Origin of the sequence: Streptacidiphilus sp. MAP12-16 (genome assembly GCF_041262165.1) — a bacterium.
In the GTDB taxonomy this organism is placed as follows: domain Bacteria; phylum Actinomycetota; class Actinomycetes; order Streptomycetales; family Streptomycetaceae; genus Streptacidiphilus.
In genome coordinates this window covers 298,147-316,340 of the sequence record NZ_JBGCBY010000006.1, presented here as the reverse complement: position 1 = coordinate 316,340, position 18,194 = coordinate 298,147, and the positions used below count along the sequence as shown (strand labels likewise).

The 18,194-nt window shown below is 71.2% G+C and carries 14 protein-coding genes; 7 read left to right on the top strand and 7 right to left on the bottom strand.

The window, feature by feature from the left end:
- Positions 1 to 17 precede the first annotated feature (17 nt).
- The 3 genes from ABIA33_RS10520 to ABIA33_RS10510 form a co-directional block, all read right to left on the bottom strand.
- Positions 18 to 1,067: a sigma-70 family RNA polymerase sigma factor gene (locus ABIA33_RS10520; RefSeq protein ID WP_370079671.1), complete on the bottom strand. Its 1,050-nt coding sequence runs from the start codon at positions 1,065 to 1,067 to the stop codon at positions 18 to 20.
- Between the two features lie 220 nt (positions 1,068 to 1,287).
- A complete protein-coding gene (locus ABIA33_RS10515) occupies positions 1,288 to 1,725 on the bottom strand; it encodes a cupin domain-containing protein (RefSeq protein WP_370079668.1) in 438 nt (145 codons plus the stop codon).
- Between the two features lie 60 nt (positions 1,726 to 1,785).
- On the bottom strand, positions 1,786 to 2,265 hold the full coding sequence (locus ABIA33_RS10510; protein ID WP_370079666.1) for a MarR family winged helix-turn-helix transcriptional regulator: 480 nt from the start codon (positions 2,263 to 2,265) through the stop codon (positions 1,786 to 1,788).
- An 81-nt stretch (positions 2,266 to 2,346) separates the two neighbouring features.
- Between ABIA33_RS10510 and ABIA33_RS10505 the strand changes: the two genes are divergently transcribed.
- Positions 2,347 to 2,901 carry a YceI family protein gene (locus ABIA33_RS10505; protein ID WP_370079664.1) on the top strand — a complete coding sequence of 185 codons (555 nt, stop codon included), beginning with the start codon at positions 2,347 to 2,349 and terminating at the stop codon, positions 2,899 to 2,901.
- Positions 2,902 to 2,951: 50 nt separating this feature from the next.
- Here the strand turns inward: ABIA33_RS10505 and ABIA33_RS10500 are convergent, their stop codons facing one another.
- On the bottom strand, positions 2,952 to 4,520 hold the full coding sequence (locus ABIA33_RS10500; protein ID WP_370079662.1) for a N,N-dimethylformamidase beta subunit family domain-containing protein: 1,569 nt from the start codon (positions 4,518 to 4,520) through the stop codon (positions 2,952 to 2,954).
- Between the two features lie 308 nt (positions 4,521 to 4,828).
- Between ABIA33_RS10500 and ABIA33_RS10495 the strand changes: the two genes are divergently transcribed.
- Both ABIA33_RS10495 and ABIA33_RS10490 read left to right on the top strand, forming a co-directional pair.
- On the top strand, positions 4,829 to 6,286 hold the full coding sequence (locus ABIA33_RS10495) for an MFS transporter (protein ID WP_370079660.1): 1,458 nt from the start codon (positions 4,829 to 4,831) through the stop codon (positions 6,284 to 6,286).
- Positions 6,283 to 6,933 (top strand): TetR/AcrR family transcriptional regulator, encoded by a 651-nt coding sequence (locus ABIA33_RS10490; RefSeq protein WP_370079658.1) that lies wholly within the window; start codon positions 6,283 to 6,285, stop codon positions 6,931 to 6,933. Before ABIA33_RS10495 ends, ABIA33_RS10490 begins: the two co-directional genes overlap by 4 nt.
- 65 nt (positions 6,934 to 6,998) lie before the next feature.
- Here ABIA33_RS10490 and glnII read toward each other — a convergent pair whose 3' ends face one another.
- Positions 6,999 to 8,021 (bottom strand): glutamine synthetase, encoded by a 1,023-nt coding sequence (gene glnII / locus ABIA33_RS10485; RefSeq protein ID WP_370079656.1) that lies wholly within the window; start codon positions 8,019 to 8,021, stop codon positions 6,999 to 7,001.
- 454 nt (positions 8,022 to 8,475) lie between these two features.
- Between glnII and ABIA33_RS10480 the strand changes: the two genes are divergently transcribed.
- Entirely contained in the window at positions 8,476 to 11,823 is a 3,348-nt protein-coding gene (locus ABIA33_RS10480) for a lectin (protein WP_370079654.1), read from the top strand.
- A 30-nt stretch (positions 11,824 to 11,853) separates the two neighbouring features.
- On the opposite strand, the gene ABIA33_RS10475 is transcribed toward ABIA33_RS10480, so the two are convergent.
- A complete protein-coding gene (locus ABIA33_RS10475) occupies positions 11,854 to 13,233 on the bottom strand; it encodes an NPCBM/NEW2 domain-containing protein (protein ID WP_370079652.1) in 1,380 nt (459 codons plus the stop codon).
- Positions 13,234 to 13,705: 472 nt separating this feature from the next.
- Between ABIA33_RS10475 and ABIA33_RS10470 the strand changes: the two genes are divergently transcribed.
- The 3 genes from ABIA33_RS10470 (at position 13,706) to ABIA33_RS10460 (ending at position 17,572) form a co-directional block, all read left to right on the top strand.
- Positions 13,706 to 14,077: a hypothetical protein gene (locus ABIA33_RS10470; protein WP_370079650.1), complete on the top strand. Its 372-nt coding sequence runs from the start codon at positions 13,706 to 13,708 to the stop codon at positions 14,075 to 14,077.
- Between the two features lie 347 nt (positions 14,078 to 14,424).
- Positions 14,425 to 15,876, top strand: a complete 1,452-nt coding sequence (locus ABIA33_RS10465) for a hypothetical protein (RefSeq protein WP_370079648.1) — start codon at positions 14,425 to 14,427, stop codon at positions 15,874 to 15,876.
- A gap of 319 nt (positions 15,877 to 16,195) precedes the next feature.
- Positions 16,196 to 17,572 carry a PucR family transcriptional regulator gene (locus ABIA33_RS10460; RefSeq protein WP_370079646.1) on the top strand — a complete coding sequence of 459 codons (1,377 nt, stop codon included), beginning with the start codon at positions 16,196 to 16,198 and terminating at the stop codon, positions 17,570 to 17,572.
- Between the two features lie 233 nt (positions 17,573 to 17,805).
- Here ABIA33_RS10460 and ABIA33_RS10455 read toward each other — a convergent pair whose 3' ends face one another.
- On the bottom strand, positions 17,806 to 18,039 hold the full coding sequence (locus tag ABIA33_RS10455; RefSeq protein ID WP_370079644.1) for a hypothetical protein: 234 nt from the start codon (positions 18,037 to 18,039) through the stop codon (positions 17,806 to 17,808).
- Positions 18,040 to 18,194 lie beyond the last annotated feature (155 nt).

Sequence of the window (18,194 nt, the reverse complement as noted above, 5' to 3'; positions counted from 1 at the left end):
GCTTGCGCCGGCGCGGGCTACGCGTCGAGCCGCGGGGGCAGGCCGAAGAGCGGGAACAGGGACTCCGTGTCGAGGAACGCGTTGATCCCCGCGATCAGTCCTCCCGACACCTCGATCACCTGGAGCGACCACGGCACGAAACCTCCGCCGGGGCCGGCGGAGCGGTACTGCCCGAACCCGGGGCCGCCGTTGACGGCCACCGGTACCAGTCGCGACCCGCGGCAGCCGATGCCGGTGCCGAGCAGCCACCCCCGAATGTCCGCGGGACCGCGCAGCCAGAGCGGGAACGGCGGCATCGAGAGGACGGCGTCCTCGCGAAGCAGCGTCGTCAGCGAGTCGACGTCGTAACGTTCGAAGGCGTCCAGATACCGTGCGAGCAGGACCTGCTGCGCCGGGTCCATGGGGCGCGCGGCGTTGGCGGCGCCGGACCTGTCCGGCGTCCTGCCGCCCGAGACCCCGCTCGCGGCCAGCGTGGCCCGCGCCCGCTGCAGCGCGCTGTTGACCGAGGCGACCGTGGTGCCCAGCAGGTCCGCGACCTCGCTCGCCCTCCAGGCCAGGACCTCACGGAGGATCAGCACTGCCCGCTGGCGCGGCGCGAGGTGCTGCAGGGCCGCGACGAAGGCGAGCCGGACCGTGTCCCGTAACGCGGCGATCTCCGCCGGATCGCCGCTCTCCGGCACCACCCGGGCGTCCGGGGCGGGTCCCAGCCAGATCTGTTCCGGCAAGGGGGCGCACAGGGGCGTGGACGAGGGCACCGGCGCGCTCAGGTCCATCGGACGGGCCCGGCGCGCCCGGCTTTCGGCCATGTCCAGGCAGGTGTTGGTCGCGATCCGGTACATCCATGACCGCAGCGACGCCCGCCCCTCGAAGCCCTCATATCCCCGCCAGGCGCGGACCATGGTCTCCTGCACGGCGTCCTCCGCCTCGAACAGGGAACCCAGCATCCGGTAGCAGTAGCCGGTCAGCTCGACCCGGTGCTGCTCCAGCCGCTCAGCGAGGGCATCGGGCGGCGCAGGCGTCGGTTCCGGCGTCGGCTCCGCCGTCACTGTCGTCCTCAGCTCGACCATTCAAGATCCCCTCTCAGGACTGCTTCCTTCGACCGCACCGCAAGCCTAGGACGGCGCACTGACAGGTCAGATCGGAGAACAGCGCCGAGGCCGATGAGTTTCGGCGCGCCGGGGCGTCTACCCCAGTGCAGCGCAGCGAGACCACCGTCCGCCAGGCACAGGGGACCTGGCGGGCGGTCGTCTCAGGGCATCCCTCAGGCCCGTCCTTCAGGCCCGTCCCTCAGGCCATGGTGAAGTCGGCGAAGTCGAAACCGGGCGCGACGATGCAGGTGACCAGCACCGGCTCGGCGCCGGCGGGTTCGGCGGACTGCCAGACGCCGCCGGGAACGACGAACTGCGGCAGCTCCCCGTCCTCGACCCGGGGTCCGAGAACCGAGTCGACCGCCCGGGACTCGTCCGGAGCCGCATCGGCCCCGCCCAGGCGCATCCGCATCGGCCCACCGCGGTGCCACAGCCACAGCTCGTCCGAACGGACCCGGTGCCAGCGCGAGATCTCACCCGGGTGAAGCAGGAAGTAGATGCCGGTAGCGAAGGCCCGCGGCCCCGGGTACCCGTCAGGGACCACCTCGCCCGGTGCCTTCCAGGTCTCCCGGAACCATCCGCCTTCGATGTGCGGCTCGAGACCGAGCAGCGTGACCAGTTCGGAAATGTTCGCCATGACCCCACATCCTCGCTGACCGCCGCGTCTGCGTCAGGTCGGCCTCGGGTCGGGCGTGGCTCAGACCGGGGTACGGCAGGGCGAGTCGAGCTGCTCCAGGATCCGCTCGGACACCTCCGCCAGCGCCGAGACCTGGTCAGGACTCAGCGCATCGAACACGAGACGGCGAACCGTCTCGACGTGCCGGGGCGCCGCCGCCTCTATCGCGGCTCGCCCGGCCGGGGTGATGGCGATGAAAGCGCCACGCCCGTCGGCTGGGCACTCCTCACGGCATATCAGCCCACGTTTGACCATGCGCGAGAGATGGTGGGACATCCGGCTCTTCTCCCAGTCCAGCTCGCGAGCGAGTTCCAGGATGCGCAGCCGCCCCCCTGCCGGGTCCGTGAGGTGCACCAGCACGTCGTAGTCCGCGAGCGACAGCTCCGAATCGGCCTGGAGCTCTCGCCCCAGCCGGGCCGTGAGCTGCGCCTGCATCCGCAGGAATGCGCGCCAGGCGCGCTGCTCGGTGTCGTCCAGCCAGCGGGGGTCGATGTCGTCCATGGCTTCATCCTACAAGAGATGGTTGACGCATCACCCACATTTGCTACGCTGTTGATGACACATCAACCACAGGGAGAAACCATGACCACCGCCATCACCCCTGAGCTCTCCGGTACGTACACCCCCGACCCCGCCCACACCCGGATCGGATTCGTCGCCCGGCACGCGATGGTCACCAAGGTCCGCGGTGCCTTCCACGAGTTCACCGGCAGCGTCGTCGTCGACGCCGAGAAGCCCGAGCAGTCCTCGGCCACCCTCACCATCAAGGTCGACAGCATCGACACGGGCAACAGCGACCGCGACGGCCACCTGCGCAGCAACGACTTCCTCGAGATCGCGACCTACCCGGAGATCCACTTCGTCTCGACCGGGGTCACCCTGGCCGACGACGAGACCGTCAAGGTCACCGGCGACCTGAAGATCAAGGGTGTCACCCGCCCCGTCACCATCGACTTCGAGTTCCAGGGCGCGGCCACCGACCCCTTCGGCAACCAGCGCCTCGGCTTCGAAGGCTCGCACGCGATCAGCCGCAAGGACTACGGCATCACCTGGAACGCCCCGCTGGAGTCCGGCGGCGTCCTGGTCAGCGACAAGATCGTGCTCGAGTTCGACATCTCGCTGATCAAGAACGTCTGACCGGCTGTTCCCCGGTCCGCTGTCCGCGTGCGGCCGGTTCGGCCGCGGCATCAGCCGTAGACCGCGTGCATGTTGTCCCGGGGCGCCGGTCGGTTCCGCGCGGCCGGTCCCTGGGCGAACGCCGTCAACAGGTTCTCCGTCACCCTGGTGACCAGGGCCCCGGTGCGCGCGTCCATCCCGTGCGCGCCCCCGTCGTCGCCCGTGCCCGCCATCAGGCCCTCGACCCAGCGCATCGTTCCCGAGGCGAAGACCCCGGCCCCGCTCGGCACCGTGTAGTAGGCCGTGTCCGAGTGGCTCTGGGCACCGGCACACACCAGCGGGGAGTGGGCCAGGATCTCGATCGGGCGCGGCGTCGGCGAGCCCGGGGTGACCCGGTCGTACTCGACGCCGACCAGATGCGCGAACGTGTCCCCGGCCGCCACGCCCGTCCCGGCGAACAGCCAGTGGTCGGCGGCGTGCACCCGGTAGGGGGCGTCGGTCGGAAAGCCCTCGTAGAGCACACCGATGAGCGAGGACTCCGGGTCGGCGCCCGGATTCGCGCGGAAATCCGTGGTGACCTCCGCCGGGTGCTGCCAGTACGCGGGATCGTCCCGGAAGTCCGACTTGAAGCAGACGACCTGCCGGTTGCCGGCCTGCCAGCGGATCCTCCGGAAGCAGGCGTTGGCGCCGAGGAAGGCCAGGTTGGCCCCGGCGTCCCGGGCTCGGGTGACCCGGGCCCGCTGCTGCGGGGACCAGTACTCGTCGTGGCCCAGTGACAGCACCGCGCTCGCCCCGTCCAGCGCGGCCGGGCTGAGGTGCACGTCCAGTCCGGTGGTGTAGGCGAGCGGGATGCCGAGGCGCTCGGCCAGCACCACCAGGGCACGCTCGTACACCAGGAACTTCTCCGCTCCGCTGCCGTCGTACGGCCGGTCGAAGGACACGACGAGCGATCGGTTGCCGTACGCGCCGTCACTTCCCTGGTAGAGGCTGTAGCCGCCCCAGAGGTTGTACGCCTGCCAGGTCGCGACCCCGTGCATCAGCACGGTCCGGCCCGCCGCACTGGGCGAGCGCAGCACCAGCGGAAGATAGCGCTGGTGGCCGTTCGAGGCGTCGAGGCGGAGCAGATAGGCACCGGGCGGCCAACCGTCCGTCGCGACGGTCAGCGACGGGTCCCAGCGTGCGTACGCCGTCCGGGTCGCCGAGGTGAAGCTCGCGGCCGCCTGCCGCCGGCCCCGCTGCGACGGCGACCGCCACACCAGCCGTGCCTGCGCGCCGCCGTACCAGCCCACGCGGTAGGCGGACACGGTGAACGCGGACGCCGTAGTGGAGACGTGCAGGGAGAACGGCTCCCCCGGGAGCACGCTGATCCGGTCGGCGTAGCCCTCCACGGCCTCCGGCGGTCCTTCGGAGCGAAGTCTCCAGTCCGGGTTCCCGGCCCGCTGCTGCTCGGCGAGCTCCAGCGACAGGGACGCGGACGCCGACGCCGACGCCGACGGATGAGCGGACGTCCGCGTGGCCCGGGCAGCCTGGACCCTCCCGGCTGCCGGCGAACCGCCCAGGGAGCGCAGCGCCAGCACCGCCGTACCGGCCGCGCTCGCGGCGACCGCTACCGCAGCTCCGAGAAACCGCCGACGGTCCATAGGTTCTCCCCACCGCCCTTGGCAACACGCACACGCCACTGGTACCCCGCGGAGTCCTGCGAGGCTCGCGGCGTCCGGCACGGCACCTGGCCGCGTTGTCGTCGGTCCCATGCACCGCACCAGACGCCGCTCGTACCCTCGCACTACTTTCGCGGAGCACCACTAGGCCGAGTCGCCACCCTACGCCCTGACCTGCGCGGGCCTCCGGCGAACACGCCAGCTGGTCCCCCGCCACCCGCATCGTCTTGCCAGGTGAACACCCATTCACCTAGCCTGGTGAACGCTTATTCACCTGCAGAGGGGCACCTATGCCGCAGCATCCCGCCGGCCGCTCAGTCCTGGCCGTCCTCGGCTTCGGCGGCATCACCGCGACACTCGTCCAGACCGCCGTGGTGCCGCTGCTGCCGGATCTCCCGCGGCTGACCCGCTCCTCCCCCGCCGACGTCGGCTGGGTGGTGACCGTGACCCTGCTCGCCGGGGCGATAGCCACGCCGGTGCTCGGCCGGGCCGGAGACATGTTCGGCAAGCGCCGGATGCTGCTGGCCGCGCTGACCGCGCTCACCCTGGGCTCGCTGGTCTGCGCGCTCACCTCGAACCTGGGCGTGCTGATCGCCGCGCGGGCGCTGCAGGGCGTGGGCGCCGCCGTGATCCCGCTCTCCGTCAGCGTGCTGCGCGACATTCTCCCCCGGGAGCGGATCGGCTCCGCTGTCGCGCTGATGAGCTCGACCGTGGGCATCGGCGCCGCCGTCGGCCTCCCGCTGGCGGCGCTGCTGGTGCAGTACGCGGACTGGCACCTGATGTTCTGGGCGACCACGGCGTTGGCCGCGCTGGCGCTGGCGCTGGCCTGGCGGGTGGTCCAGGAGACGCCCACGAGCGGCTCGACACGCGACTCCGCCGCCCGCCGCTTCGACCTGCTCGGCGCCCTCGGCCTCGCCGTCGCCCTGACCGGCGCGTTGCTCGCGGTGTCCAAGGGCGGCGACTGGGGCTGGACCAGCCCACGCGTCTGTGCGCTCGTCGTCCTGTCCCTGGCGGTGGGTGCCGGATGGGTCCGCCGCCAACTGCATACCGCCGAACCGCTGGTCGACCTCAGGCTGACGGCGCGCCCGGCGGTGGCGCTGCCGAACCTGGCGGCGCTGCTGGCCGGATTCGCCTTCTACGCCAACTCCCTCGTCACCGCGCAGCTGGTGCAGGCGCCCCGGGCGACCGGCTACGGGCTGGGCCTCGGTGTCGCCGCGGCGGGCCTGTGCCTGCTGCCGAGCGGCGTGCTGATGGTGGCGTTCGCTCCGCTGTCCGCCCGCATCTCGGCCGCCCGGGGCGCGCGCACGACACTCGCCCTCGGCGCGCTGGTCATCGCCTCCGGGTATCTGCTGCGCATCGCGGACAGCAGGCAACTGGTCGCCGTCATCGTCGGTGCGGCCGTCGTCTCCACCGGCACGGCACTGGCGTACTCGGCACTGCCCACCCTGATCATGCAGGCCGTCCCGCAGCAGCAGACCGCCGCCGCCAACGGCCTGAACGTGCTGATGCGCACCATCGGCCAGGCCGTCTGCAGCGCGGCGGTGGCTGCCGTCCTCACCCGGAACCTCGTCACCAGCGGAGGTGTCACCGCCCCGGCCCTGGACGGCTACCGGACGGCCTTCGCCATGGCCGGCGGAGTCGCCCTGCTCGCCTGCGTGGCTGCCTGCGCGATCCCACGCCGACGGGGAGACTTCGACCTGCCCCTCGAATCGTCCCGAACGACAGCCAAGGCCGGTGAACCCTCGTGACCGACGCCCCGCTCGCCGACGACCCGTTCACTGACACCCCGGTTGCCGACCGGCCGCTCGCTGACAGCCCGTCATCCTCGCGTCCGCGCGACGCGGACGCCCGCAGGACCGAGATCCTCCGTGCCGCCCGGCACTGCTTCGGACGGCACGCCTACGCCGACGCGACCATCGCCGCCGTGGCCCAGCGAGCAGGGGTCAGTCCGGCCCTGGTGATGAAGTACTTCGGCAGCAAGGAGCAGCTCTTCGCCCACGTCTTCACCTTCGACGACGAGGAGATCGACGCCCTGTTCGCCGCGCCGCTGGAGTCCCTGGCCCACCACATGGTGCTGCAGGTCCTGGCGACGCAGAACGAGCAGGGCCGCGACCCGATCCTGCGGATCGCCTTCTCCCGCCTGCACGAGGAACAGGGGGCGTCGGTGCGCGCGAACTTCAAGGCCCGGGTCGTGGCCCGGTTGGCGGCGCGCCTGCCGGGCCCGGACGCCCCGCTGCGCGCGGAGATGGCGGTCGGCGTGCTGCTCGGCCTGGGGGCGCTGTATGCGATGGTCCAGGCGGACGAGCTGCGCCGGCTCGCCCCGTCGGACGTCGCCGAGCGCTACGTCCCCCTGCTGCAACCACTGCTGCAACCTCTGCTGGACGGGACGGGATGACAAAGACGCGGCCCCCGCCGGAAGATCCGGCGGGGGCCGCGTCACTGGTTCTCAGCGAGGGCGGATCAGACCTGGTCGGCCTTCTCCAGCGCCGAGCAGCAGGTGTTGACCAGCAGGCGGGTCACCACGTACGGGTCGACGTTCGCGTTGGGGCGACGGTCCTCGATGTAGCCCTTCTTCTCGACCTCGACCTGCCACGGGATGCGCACCGAGGCGCCGCGGTCGGAGACGCCGTAGCTGTAGACGTTCCACGGGGCGGTCTCGTGCAGGCCGGTGAGGCGGTCCTCGATGCCGAAGCCGTACTGCTTGACGTGCTCCAGGACCTTGTCCTGGTCCGTGCCGAGCGACTCGCAGGCGGTGATGATGGCGTCGTAGCCCTCACGCATGGCCTTGGTGGAGAAGTTGGTGTGCGCGCCCGCGCCGTTCCAGTCGCCCTTCACCGGCTTGGCGTCGAGCGTGGCCGAGATGTCGAACTCCTCGGCGGTGCGGTAGAGCAGCCAGCGGGCGACCCACAGGTGGTCCGAGACGGTCAGCGCGTCGACCGGGCCGATCTGGAACTCCCACTGGCCGGGCATGACCTCGGCGTTGATGCCGCAGATGGCCAGGCCGGCCTCCATGCAGCGGTCCATGTGGAGCTCGACGACCTCGCGGCCGAAGACCTCGTCGGCGCCGACGCCGCAGTAGTAACCGCCCTGGGCGGCGGGGAAGCCGCCGACCGGGAAGCCGAGCGGGCGCTCGCCCTTGAAGAAGGTGTACTCCTGCTCGATGCCGAAGATGGCCTCCTGCGCCTCGAACTGCTCGGCGATGGGGCGCAGCAGCGCGCGGGTGTTGGTCTCATGGGCGGTGCCGTCGATGTTGAAGACCTCGCACAGCACCAGCACGTTGTCGCCGCCACGGATCGGGTCCGGGCAGGAGAAGACCGGCTTGAGCACACGGTCCGAAGCGTGGCCCTCGGCCTGGTTGGTGCTGGAGCCGTCGAAGCCCCAGGTCGCCAGCTCGGCACCGTCAGCCAGGATCCGCGTCTTCGAACGAAGCTTGGCGGTCGGCTCGGTGCCGTCGATCCAGATGTACTCAGCCTTGAAGCTCACGGGCGGCATTCCTCGCGGTGGGGTGGGAACAGAGCGGTCGCGCGGTCGCGGTGCTCCGCGTCGGTGGGGAGGTCCGCTGTCCTGCTGAGCAGTGAGGATCACAGGCTGCAATTTCCCGGCTGTTGCTCAATTGTGAACGGCAGGTTAACCAGGCGATTAGTGCCGCACGTCACAGTGCCGGTGAGCAGGGGGTCGGTGGTGTGCGCGCGAACGTGCTCCGGTGATCGCCACGCGGCCGCTCCGTCCCGATTCGGCCCAGTCTCTTGACACCTCGCGCCCGTGGAGCCATGGTCCTCCTGAATCCAGACATCGTTGTCAAGCCGCGCATCCGACTGCCGATCCTCACGAGGGCAGGGCTGACCTGCGATGACAACGTTGTCATGTACCTGACTGGCGCGCCACCCGAAACGATCCACCCGCCCACCCGCTCGCACAGCGAAGGGGAGATCAAACGATGGCAAGACTGAGCAGAAGGTACGGACGCTCCTGGGACCGACAGGCCCTACGACCTGGGTTACCCCTCCTGGCCGTCGGCGCCCTGCTGGCGACCCTCGCCACGACCGGCGCCTCAGCCGCCGCCCCCTCGGCAGCCTCGGCGTCCGCCCGGAACGCCAGGGCAGCTCTGGTCACCGCGCCGGCCGCGCTGGTCAACCCGTTCATCGGCACCTCGAACAGCGCGGACGACTTTCCCGGCGCCGACCTCCCGTTCGGCATGGTGCAGTGGAGCCCGGACACCCCGTCCCGGCCGGACGGCGGCGGATACGAGTACAAGGACTCGTCGATCACCGGCTTCAGCCTCACCCACATCGCCGGTCCCGGCTGCGGCGCCGCGGGGGACATCCCGATCCTGCCGACTGTCGGTTCCGTCAACACCGCAGCGACGGACGCGTTCTCCCACTCGGGCGAGTCCGCCTCCCCCGGCTCGTACACGGTCGCCCTGAACAACGGCGTGAAGACCGAGCTCACCGCCACCACCCGCAGCGGCATGGCCAGGTTCACCTTCCCGTCCACCACCCAGGCCAATCTGGTCTTCAAGCTGGCGGGCAGTCAGAACGGGGACTCCAACACGCAGTTCACCGCGGTCAACAGCACCGAGGTGAGCGGGCAGGTCACCAGCGGCAAGTTCTGCGGCGCCGGCAACAGCTACACCGTGTACTTCGACATGGTCTTCGACCAGCCGTTCAGCTCCAACGGCACGGCGGCCGTCACCGCGCCCCCGCCCGCCACGGCCTCGCCCGGCGCCTCGCAGAGCGCCCCCGAAGGGGTCAACAAGCCCACCCTGCACGGCGTGCCGCCGAAGACGACCAGGGCTGCCACCCCGAAGGCCGCCGCGAGCGACGGCTATGTCACCTTCAACACCACCGGCACCCAGGTGGTCCAGGCCAAGGTCGGGATCTCCTACGTCTCCACCGCCAACGCGGTGGCGAACCGGACCGCCGAGAACCCGAGCTGGAACTTCGGCGGCGTCCAGGGCGCCGCGCAGAGCGCGTGGAACTCCGTGCTCGGCCGGGTCCAGATCGCGGGTGGGACGGCCGCCCAGCAGGCGGTCTTCTACACCGCGCTCTACCACTCCCTGCTGCACCCGAACGTGATCAGCGACAGCAACGGCCAGTACTACGGCTTCGACTCCGCCACCCACACCGTCGACCCGGGCCACAGCGCCGCCTACGCCAACTACTCGGGCTGGGACATCTACCGCTCCCAGGCCCAACTCGAAGCCCTGGTCGACCCGCAGGCCGCCTCGGACACCGCACAGTCGATGGTCGACGACTACAGCCAGACCGGCCGCTTCCCCAAGTGGTCCGAGAACAACGGCGAGACCTACGTCATGGTCGGCGACCCCGCCGACGCGATCCTCGCCGACTACCACGCCTTCGGCGCGACGAACTTCGACAGCGCGACCGCTCTGACCGACATGATCGCGGAGGCGACCGGCGCCAACAACAACCGCCCCGGGCTCGACTACCTCGAACAGCTCGGCTACCTGCCCAGCAACGGCAGCTACGGCTGCTGCAACTTCTACGGCCCCGCCTCCACCACGCTCGAGTACAACTCCGCCGACTTCGCCGTCTCCGCGCTGGCCGGAGCTCTGGGAGACAGCACGCACCAGACGGCCTTCGCCAACCGCGCGCAGGACTGGCGGAACCTCTTCCACTTCGGCACCGGCTTCGTCCAGCCGCGTGACAGGTCCGGCTCGTGGACCTCGGGGTTCTCGGCGACCTCCGGCACGAACTTCGTCGAGGGCGACTCCTGGCAGTACACCCCGATGGTGCCGTTCGACCTGCACGGTCTGGCCACCGCCATGGGCGGCAACGCGGCGATGGCCGGCTTCCTGAACACCGACCTCTCCTCGCTCACCGGCGCAGGCGGACACACCGACCTGAGCAACGAGCCGAGCCTGAACATCCCCTGGGAGTACGACTACATCGGCCAGCCGTCCCAGACCCAACACGTCGTGCGGCAGGTCCAGGACCAGATCTGGACCGACAGCCCGTCCGGGCTGGCGGGCAACGACGACCTCGGCCAGATGAGCTCCTGGTACGTGTGGTCCGCCCTCGGGATGTACCCCGAGACTCCCGGCACCGCCGATCTGGCTCTGGGGAGCCCGCTGTTCACCCAGACCGTGATCTCGTTGCCCTCCGGCAACAGCCTGACCGTCAACGGCGACAACGCCGCTGACAACGCGCCGTACGTGCAGTCGGCCACCTGGAACGGTTCCGCGTGGGACGCCGCGTACGCGCCCAGCGGCAGCATCACCAGCGGCGGCACCCTGACCTACACGCTCGGGACCTCCGCCAACACCTCCTGGGCCTCGGCCGCCTCCGCGGCGCCCCCCTCCTACCCCGGCGCCCCCGGCTACTCGGACGTCGGCATATCCACCGACTCGGCATCCTCGTCCGCGAACTTCGACGGCAACGGCTACAGCTACTCCGCGAACGCCCTCGCCACCGCCGGTGTGAGTCCCGGCTCCACGATCACCGCCAACGGGGTGTCCTTCTCCTGGCCCGGCGCGGCGGCGGGCCAGCGCGACAACTACGAGGCGAACGGCGAGACGGTCCCGGTCTCCGGATCGGGGGCGATCTCCTTCCTCGGTTCGGCCAACAACGGGCCTTCGAGCGGCACCGCCACGGTGGACTTCACCGACGGCACCAGCCAGTCGGTCCCGCTCGCCTTCTCCGACTGGACCCTGGGCGGCGGCAGCGGCTCGGCCCTCCCGGGGAGTGCGGTCGCGGTGACCGCCGCCTACCGCAATCAGGCCGGCGCAGCCTCTGACAACGTCAAGACCTATGTCTTCGCCACGGCTCCGGTGAACCTGAGCGCCGGCAGGACGGTCTCCGACGTGCGCCTGCCGTCCGACACCGACACCGGCGGGCTGCACGTCTTCGCCATCGGGTTCACGGCCGCGGTCGCCGCGCCCAACGGGCCGATCGTCTCCGGGGTTTCGTCGAGCCTCTGCGCCGACGACAACAACGGCGCGGCGACCAACGGCAGTCACATCCAGATCTGGACCTGCAACGGAGGCGCCGCCCAGCGGTGGACGGTCGAAGCCGACGGCACACTCCAGGTCGCCGGCGGCTGCCTGGACGTCACCTCCAGCGGTACCGCGAACGGCACGAAGACCCAGTGGTACCAGTGCAACGGCACCGGCGCGCAGCAGTGGAAGCCGGGCGCGAACAACTCACTGGTCAACCCGGAGTCGGGCAAGTGCCTGGACGACCCCGGGTCGTCCACCACTGCCGGCACCCAACTGCAGATCTACACCTGCAACGGCACCAACGCGCAGAACTGGACCCTGCCCTGACCGACCCCTCATCGGCCCTCCTCGTCACCTTCAGCCGCAGGTGAGCAGGGGGGCCGCCCAGTCGGCGTGGTCCAAGCCGTTCCCGCCGCCGTCGACGACCACGAGCCGCAGGACGCTGCCGCCGGTGAGATCGGCGGTGAGGTGCACCGCGGGGTCGTTCCCGGTCAGTGTCCCGCTCTGGGCGACCTGCGTGTCATCCCGGTAGACCACGAAGACCACCGATCCACCTCGCCCCGCCTCGTCGTCGATGCCCACGTCCACCCGGAGGGTCGTGCAGGTACCGCCGAGGTAGTACGTGACGTCGCTGGGCGCGCTGACGCCGAGGCCCTTGCGGTAGACGACGCCCCGGATGCTCAGCGGTTGCCCGTCCCCGGCCGCACGGCCGCCGTTGCTCTCGTCCCGCTCCACCGGACCCTCGCCGTTCACGGAGGAGGCCCAGCGGAGGTCGCTCAGCGCGATGCCATGCGTCGCCGGCGCGGTGGCGGTGGGGCTCGGAGGAGCGCTCGACGTGGGCGTCCCGGACGCGAGTGGCGACGTGCTGGCGGAAGGAACAGGAGACGCAGCTGAAGGCGACGCGGCCGAGGCGGAAGCCACGGGCCCGCCGCCGAGCGCGACCGCCGACGGCGGGGGGGTCGGGCGGCCGGGGCGCGGAGTCGAGCTGCCGGTCGCCCTGCCGGTCGTGTTCTTGTGGAGGGCGCCTTCGAGGGGTATCCCGGCCACGACGGCTGCGCACAGCACCGCGACGGCGATGGCGGGCAGGACGGCGCGGCTGGGAAACCGGCGGTGCCGGGTTGTGCGGCCGCCGAGCGAACGAACCATCAGGGCCAGGCCGGCGAGGGAGCGGAGGCGCCGCGGGCCGCCGGCGACCGGTTCGGCCCACATCGGAGCCGCCGGCCCGGAGCCGGCACCCGCCGCACCGCCCTCGGCCCACGCGGTGGGGTCGAGGACGACCGTCTCCTCGCTCCCGGGCACGGTACCGGCGGCGGGCACGGCCCCGGGCGCGGGCAGGTCCCCCGGACGGCTCGGATGTGGCCGCCAGGGCTGGAAGTCCTCGCGGAGCTCGTTGCGACGACCGCGCAGGTACCAGCTCTCCGCCGTACCGCTCACGGCAGCCAGGACGCGGGCCCGCCAGTTCGCCTCCGCGTCGTCATCGTTCGGTGCTTCGCTCAGAGCACGTGTGAAGGCCTCGGCCGCCAGGTTGGCCGCGGCCTGGGACGAGCCGCAGTAGACGCGCGCCAGGGCGAACACAGCGGCGTAGTGGCGGTCCTGGAACTCGCGGAGGGCCTTCTCGGCGGCCTTGACCGCGACCCGGCCCCCCACCTCCGTCCCCGCGCGGATCCGTCGGACCGCTTCGGCGTCGGACGGATCCGACCCGCCGGTACCGCCGGTCCCACCGGTCCTCTCGTCCATGGGCGCGGCCCCCCTCTTTCGGAACCGGAACTGCCAGCAGCTCGGGACGACGACAGACAATGACAGCGGGAGTCTAGGCAGGTCGCACGGTCGCACCGCCCTTATCGGGAAGTCTCACCCGATGTCGGGTAAAGACCGCCTCCGGGCGAGGGTTTCCGCGCGGAAAGCACTCACCCGTGACAGGTACGCAGTGCTTCTCCGGTCACCTCGGCAGCCGACCCGACGCAGTGACCCGCATGAGCGAATTGAGCGTCCAATCCCGGACCCACCGACGTGATTTCCCGGATCGAAACAACCGCGGCTCATCGCGCCGGTTCGGTGCCACATCGCATGCATATACTCCTGACCGTCGTCATCCTGAGCCCAATAGGCCACTCGAAGATGCCGACCGGCACTCCGTCAGTTCCGCAGCGGCGCCCGCTCGTTCCCGCGCAAAGCGTCCGCCGGCCCTCGACTCCCCAAGGACGGTCCCGTGAACGATCACCCCGAGCCCCTTCTCCTGGCGACCCCGGACGGGAGGGCCGAGCTCCGCCTCGTGGTCCGGCTGAGCTGGAGTGACATCGCCGCCCTCGGCAGGGAGGCCAGCCGCCTGGCCACCGCGATGCAGCGCACGGTCAGCCTCGACGAGGCCGCCAGCCACAGGTTGAGCGCCCAACCCCAGTCCGCGACACCGGCCCAGGGTCAGGGTCAGACCGAGACCCCGCAGCGACCTCCTGCAGCTGTCGGCACCACTCCCCCAGTCGAACAGGGCCGCCAGGCCAACGAGTTGGCGAGGAGGGCAGCAGCATCGTCGGCGGCACTGGAGTCAAGCAGGCCGGGTGAGCACTTCCTGAACGCCGGTTGACCCGGCCGACGAGGCGGCCTGGCTGACAGGAGGTCCACCGCCCGAGTCGCCCCGCGGGCGCGCCATTTCCGGCGCGCCCGCTCTCGTGCGGCCATGACCACCGCCTCGACCGACCACTGTTCGCATCCAATCTACCGCCGCCACAACGCACATACCCGCGCGCAGGTGAGCGATCCCACCGAGAAACACCAGCCTCGGCCGCAGCCTTTAAGGAATGGCGGGTAGCAGCCGTGGATCACGTTCGCCGGTAGGCACCGCGTGCCTAGACTCCTGCCGTCAGCGCCCGGAGTGGCAGCCCTTCTCTCGATTTCACTCCGATGACGGCGACCTGCGACAGAGGAGCCTGCGTGCTCACTTCCCAGCATCAGCGTCAGCACCGGTCCTCCGGGATTCCTCGTCTGCATCGTCGGCGACTAACCCTGCTCGCCGCCCTCGTCGGCGGCTTCGCCGCAGTCGCGGCACTGCTGAGCCTCGCCCTCGCCTCCACCGGCAGCGGGGCCAAGCGATCCTCGATCGGAACCGCCCTCTCCGCGGCGGCCTTCCCGGCGGGGCTGGGATCCGACTGCACGCTCATCGTGCCCGAGAACCCGCTCAGCGCGCGGGGGCTGGCGACGCCCTACCAGTTGGTCGCCTCCGGGCGCGGCCAGGGGCCGTGCCACGAGGCGAACGCACGTCAGGCAGCCTTCGTGCAGGCGACCGTGGTCGACCCGGCCAGCGGAGCCGTGTACGTCTACAACCCGGTCGTGGTGGACCGCGGCAGCCGACCCGCGGCAGCGCCGGTGGTCCCCTGGTTGCCGCACCACGCCGTGGTCGGGATCTGGTTCGGGTTCAACGGACGATCGCTCACACTTCGCGGTCAGGACGACAGCCTCCGCGCCGGCCGGTGCACCGACGGCTCCTCCGACGCCCGGTTCGGACGCTTCGCCTACTGCAACGCATCGGCCTTCTTCAACGCGGCCGGCAGCGCGGTGCGCACCGGCACACTGACCGTTCCCGCGCTCGGCACCGGTCGAGACGGCGCTCCCTGTCCGACTACCCGCGACTTCGGATTCGCCGACCAGAACCCCAGCACCGGGGTGACCGCCGTCTACCTGGTCGACCGCAACGGCCGCATCGCCCAGTGGACGCAGCGCAACTCCACCCGGCTGGACACCGTCGCCACCCTGACGAACGGCGGCGACGTCCCGCTGCTGAACTCCTTCATCGACCCTGCGCTCGGCTGCTCCCCGTGGCGCGCACCGGATCTGGCCAACCCCGGCCACCACACCACCTCACTCGCCCTCGACGAGCTGCAGGCCGCCCGACGCCAGCACGCCCCGATGGCACTCGTTCCGCTCAACGCCCCGATGGCGCTGATGGACCAGCACCAGAGCCGGTCCCGAACCGACCTCTACCGCCTCGGCGTCGGCCAACCCCTCGTCGGCTGGACGGCCAAGGACGGCGACCCCGCCGCCTACTGCGCCAGGCTCGCCAGCCTGAGCACCTGGCGCCTCAACTTCGACCGGAAGCTCCTCCTCGCCGCGGTCTCCCCCGACCGCGCCGCGAACCTGTTCACGTTCCTCAGTACGCGGCTGACCATCTCCCTGGTCGATCTCCAGTGCCGCCAGGCCGTTCTGCCGACCAGGATCGCTTCTCCGACGCCCACCCCGAGCCAGACGCAGGCCCAGACCCCGACGCCGAGTACAAGCGCGAGCACAAGCCCGAGCCCGACGACGAACCCGACGACAAGCCCGACCCCGGCGCCCAGCAAGCCGGGAGACAAGGCTCCCCAGCCGAGCACCGTAGCCAGCACGTCCTGACCCGGTTGTCCCATGGCTGCTGACCCGGAGGCGTCTGCCTCCGGGTCAGCAGCCATGGGACAACGCTGTTGTGAGGACCATGATGAGGACCCTCTTATCAAATCCTAACGAAAGTCCCTGGTTCCGTTCGGAGCGTCAGACTCGCCATATGCTCGCCTTGGCTCGGCCGCACCACAGGTTGACTCCAGTCGACTCCAGGCCCCGCCGCCTCGACCGGCACGCCAGGTCCTGGCTGTCACGTCACCCCCCATGGTCGGCGGGGGCCTTCAGCGCATTCCCTCGGCGCTGAGACACCCGCCGGACCAGCCAAGGAGGTTGCATGTCCACCGCAACTCACCGCAGCACGGGCTTCGCACCGCAGCGGACCGACTCGTCCCGCCCGTCGCGCGCCGCTTCGGCCCCCGTCCATCGCGACACTGCAGCCGCATCCGCGACCCTCGGACACCGGGTGGCCGCCCCCCGGACGGTGCCGCACGACCGCCCGTGGGTAGCCCTGCCGCCAGGCTTCGCCAGGATGGTGCGGGCCGAGAACTCCCGGCTGGTCCCCGAGATCCTCCAGGAGATACGGCGTCAGATCCCCGAGTACGCCGGGCTCGCCGACGCGGGCTCGAGCGCGGGGATCAGTCACGCGGCGACCCGTGCGCTCGGACACTTCGTCGATCTGATCGGCGACAACCGCACGGTGACCGCCGACTCCGCCATCGTCTACCGCGCCCTCGGGCGGGGTGAGTGGCGCGTGGGCCGCGGCCTGGACCCACTCCAGGCCGCGTACCGGCTCGGGGCGCGCCTGGCCTGGCGTCGGTACGCACAGGTCGCGCGCCATGCGGGGATGTCCATGGGGACGATGGCCGTGCTCGCCGAGGCGATCTTCGCGTACACCGACCAGATGGTGGTCGCCTCCGTCGCCGGCTATGCCGAGGCGCGAGCGAACGCGACCGGAACACTGCGGTCGCGCCGGCAGCGACTGCTGAAGTTACTGGTGTCGAGCGAGCCCGCGGACGTGGTCGCCGCAGCCGCGCGGGAAGCCCAGTGGGAGCTTCCCGAGACGCTCTCCGCGGTCGTACTGCTACCGTCCGTGGTCGAGGACTCCCCCAGGACCCCTGCCTCGGCAAGCGCCACCGGTGCGGCCCAGCTGCGGCAGTGGCCGGAGGTGCTCGCACACCTGGACGGCACCGACGGATACCTGATGCTGCCGCAGCCCGACGACCGCGGCTCGCGCGAGCGCCTCGCGGAGGTGCTGGGCGGCCAGCCTGCCGTGGTCGGCCCGAGCGTGCCGTGGGCGCAGGCCGCCGAGTCGCTGCGATGGGCCCGGACCGTAGCGGAACGCCTGCCCAGCAGGATCCTCGCCACCACGCCCGGACCGATCTACTGCGACGAGAACCTGTCGGCGGTCCTGCTCCTCAGCGACCAGGCCCTCATCCGACTCGTCACCGAACGCTGTCTCGCCCCGCTGAGCGGGCTCACCCCCAATCGCCGCCGCCGACTGGAGGAGACTCTGCTGGCCTGGCTGGAGGCCAGCAGCGGCAGCGCGCCGGAGGTGGCGGGCAGTCTGGGTCTGCACCCGCAGACGGTGCGGCAGCGGATGCGCCGCCTGGAGGAACTGTTCGGCGACGCGCTCACGGACCCGCACTCGCGATTCGAGATCGACCTGGCCCTGCGCAGCCGCCTGCTGGGAGAGCTGGAGGTGGCTTCCTGAGTCGGACCGACCGGCACATAGGGGGTGGGTGAAGAAGGGGGTCCCCCCGGCCAGGCGAAAGCCTCCCCCACCCTTCGGGCGGGAGGTGCCCCCTTGCCCACGACGCCGCCCCCCATGTGCCGGTCGGTCTAAGGCTTCATGAACGGCCTCCCGAGGGTGGGAGGCGGATCGGATCGGCCGACGGGCCGCGGGCGACCGCGGCCCGAGGCCCGGGGCGGGACGGGCCCGCCCTCCTAGGCCCAGACGTCCGGGCCACCGCCGTTCCAGGTCACGACCGCGGGGTTGTCCAGGTCCACGTCCGGGAAGCCGCGGGCGCGGCACAGTTCCCGGATGTCCTCGGGGCCGTAGGCCTCGCCGGCAGGATGCCCGCGGATGTCCACGGGGCGGTGCGGAGGATCGCCCGGAACCACGCCCTCCACCACGACCAGGGTGCGGCGCGCGAACAGCGCCGGAGTCGGTGTGTCCATACCACCAGCCTGCGCGCGTCGCAGGAGATCCGCAGCGTGGACCGGTACGCCGGCGGAACGCGGGAGCCCCCGCATGCTGCTGCGGGGGCTCCCGGTGCGCCGGGCGGGCGACAGCCCGGCTCGCGCGGTCGACCGCTCCACCAGGGACCAGCGCT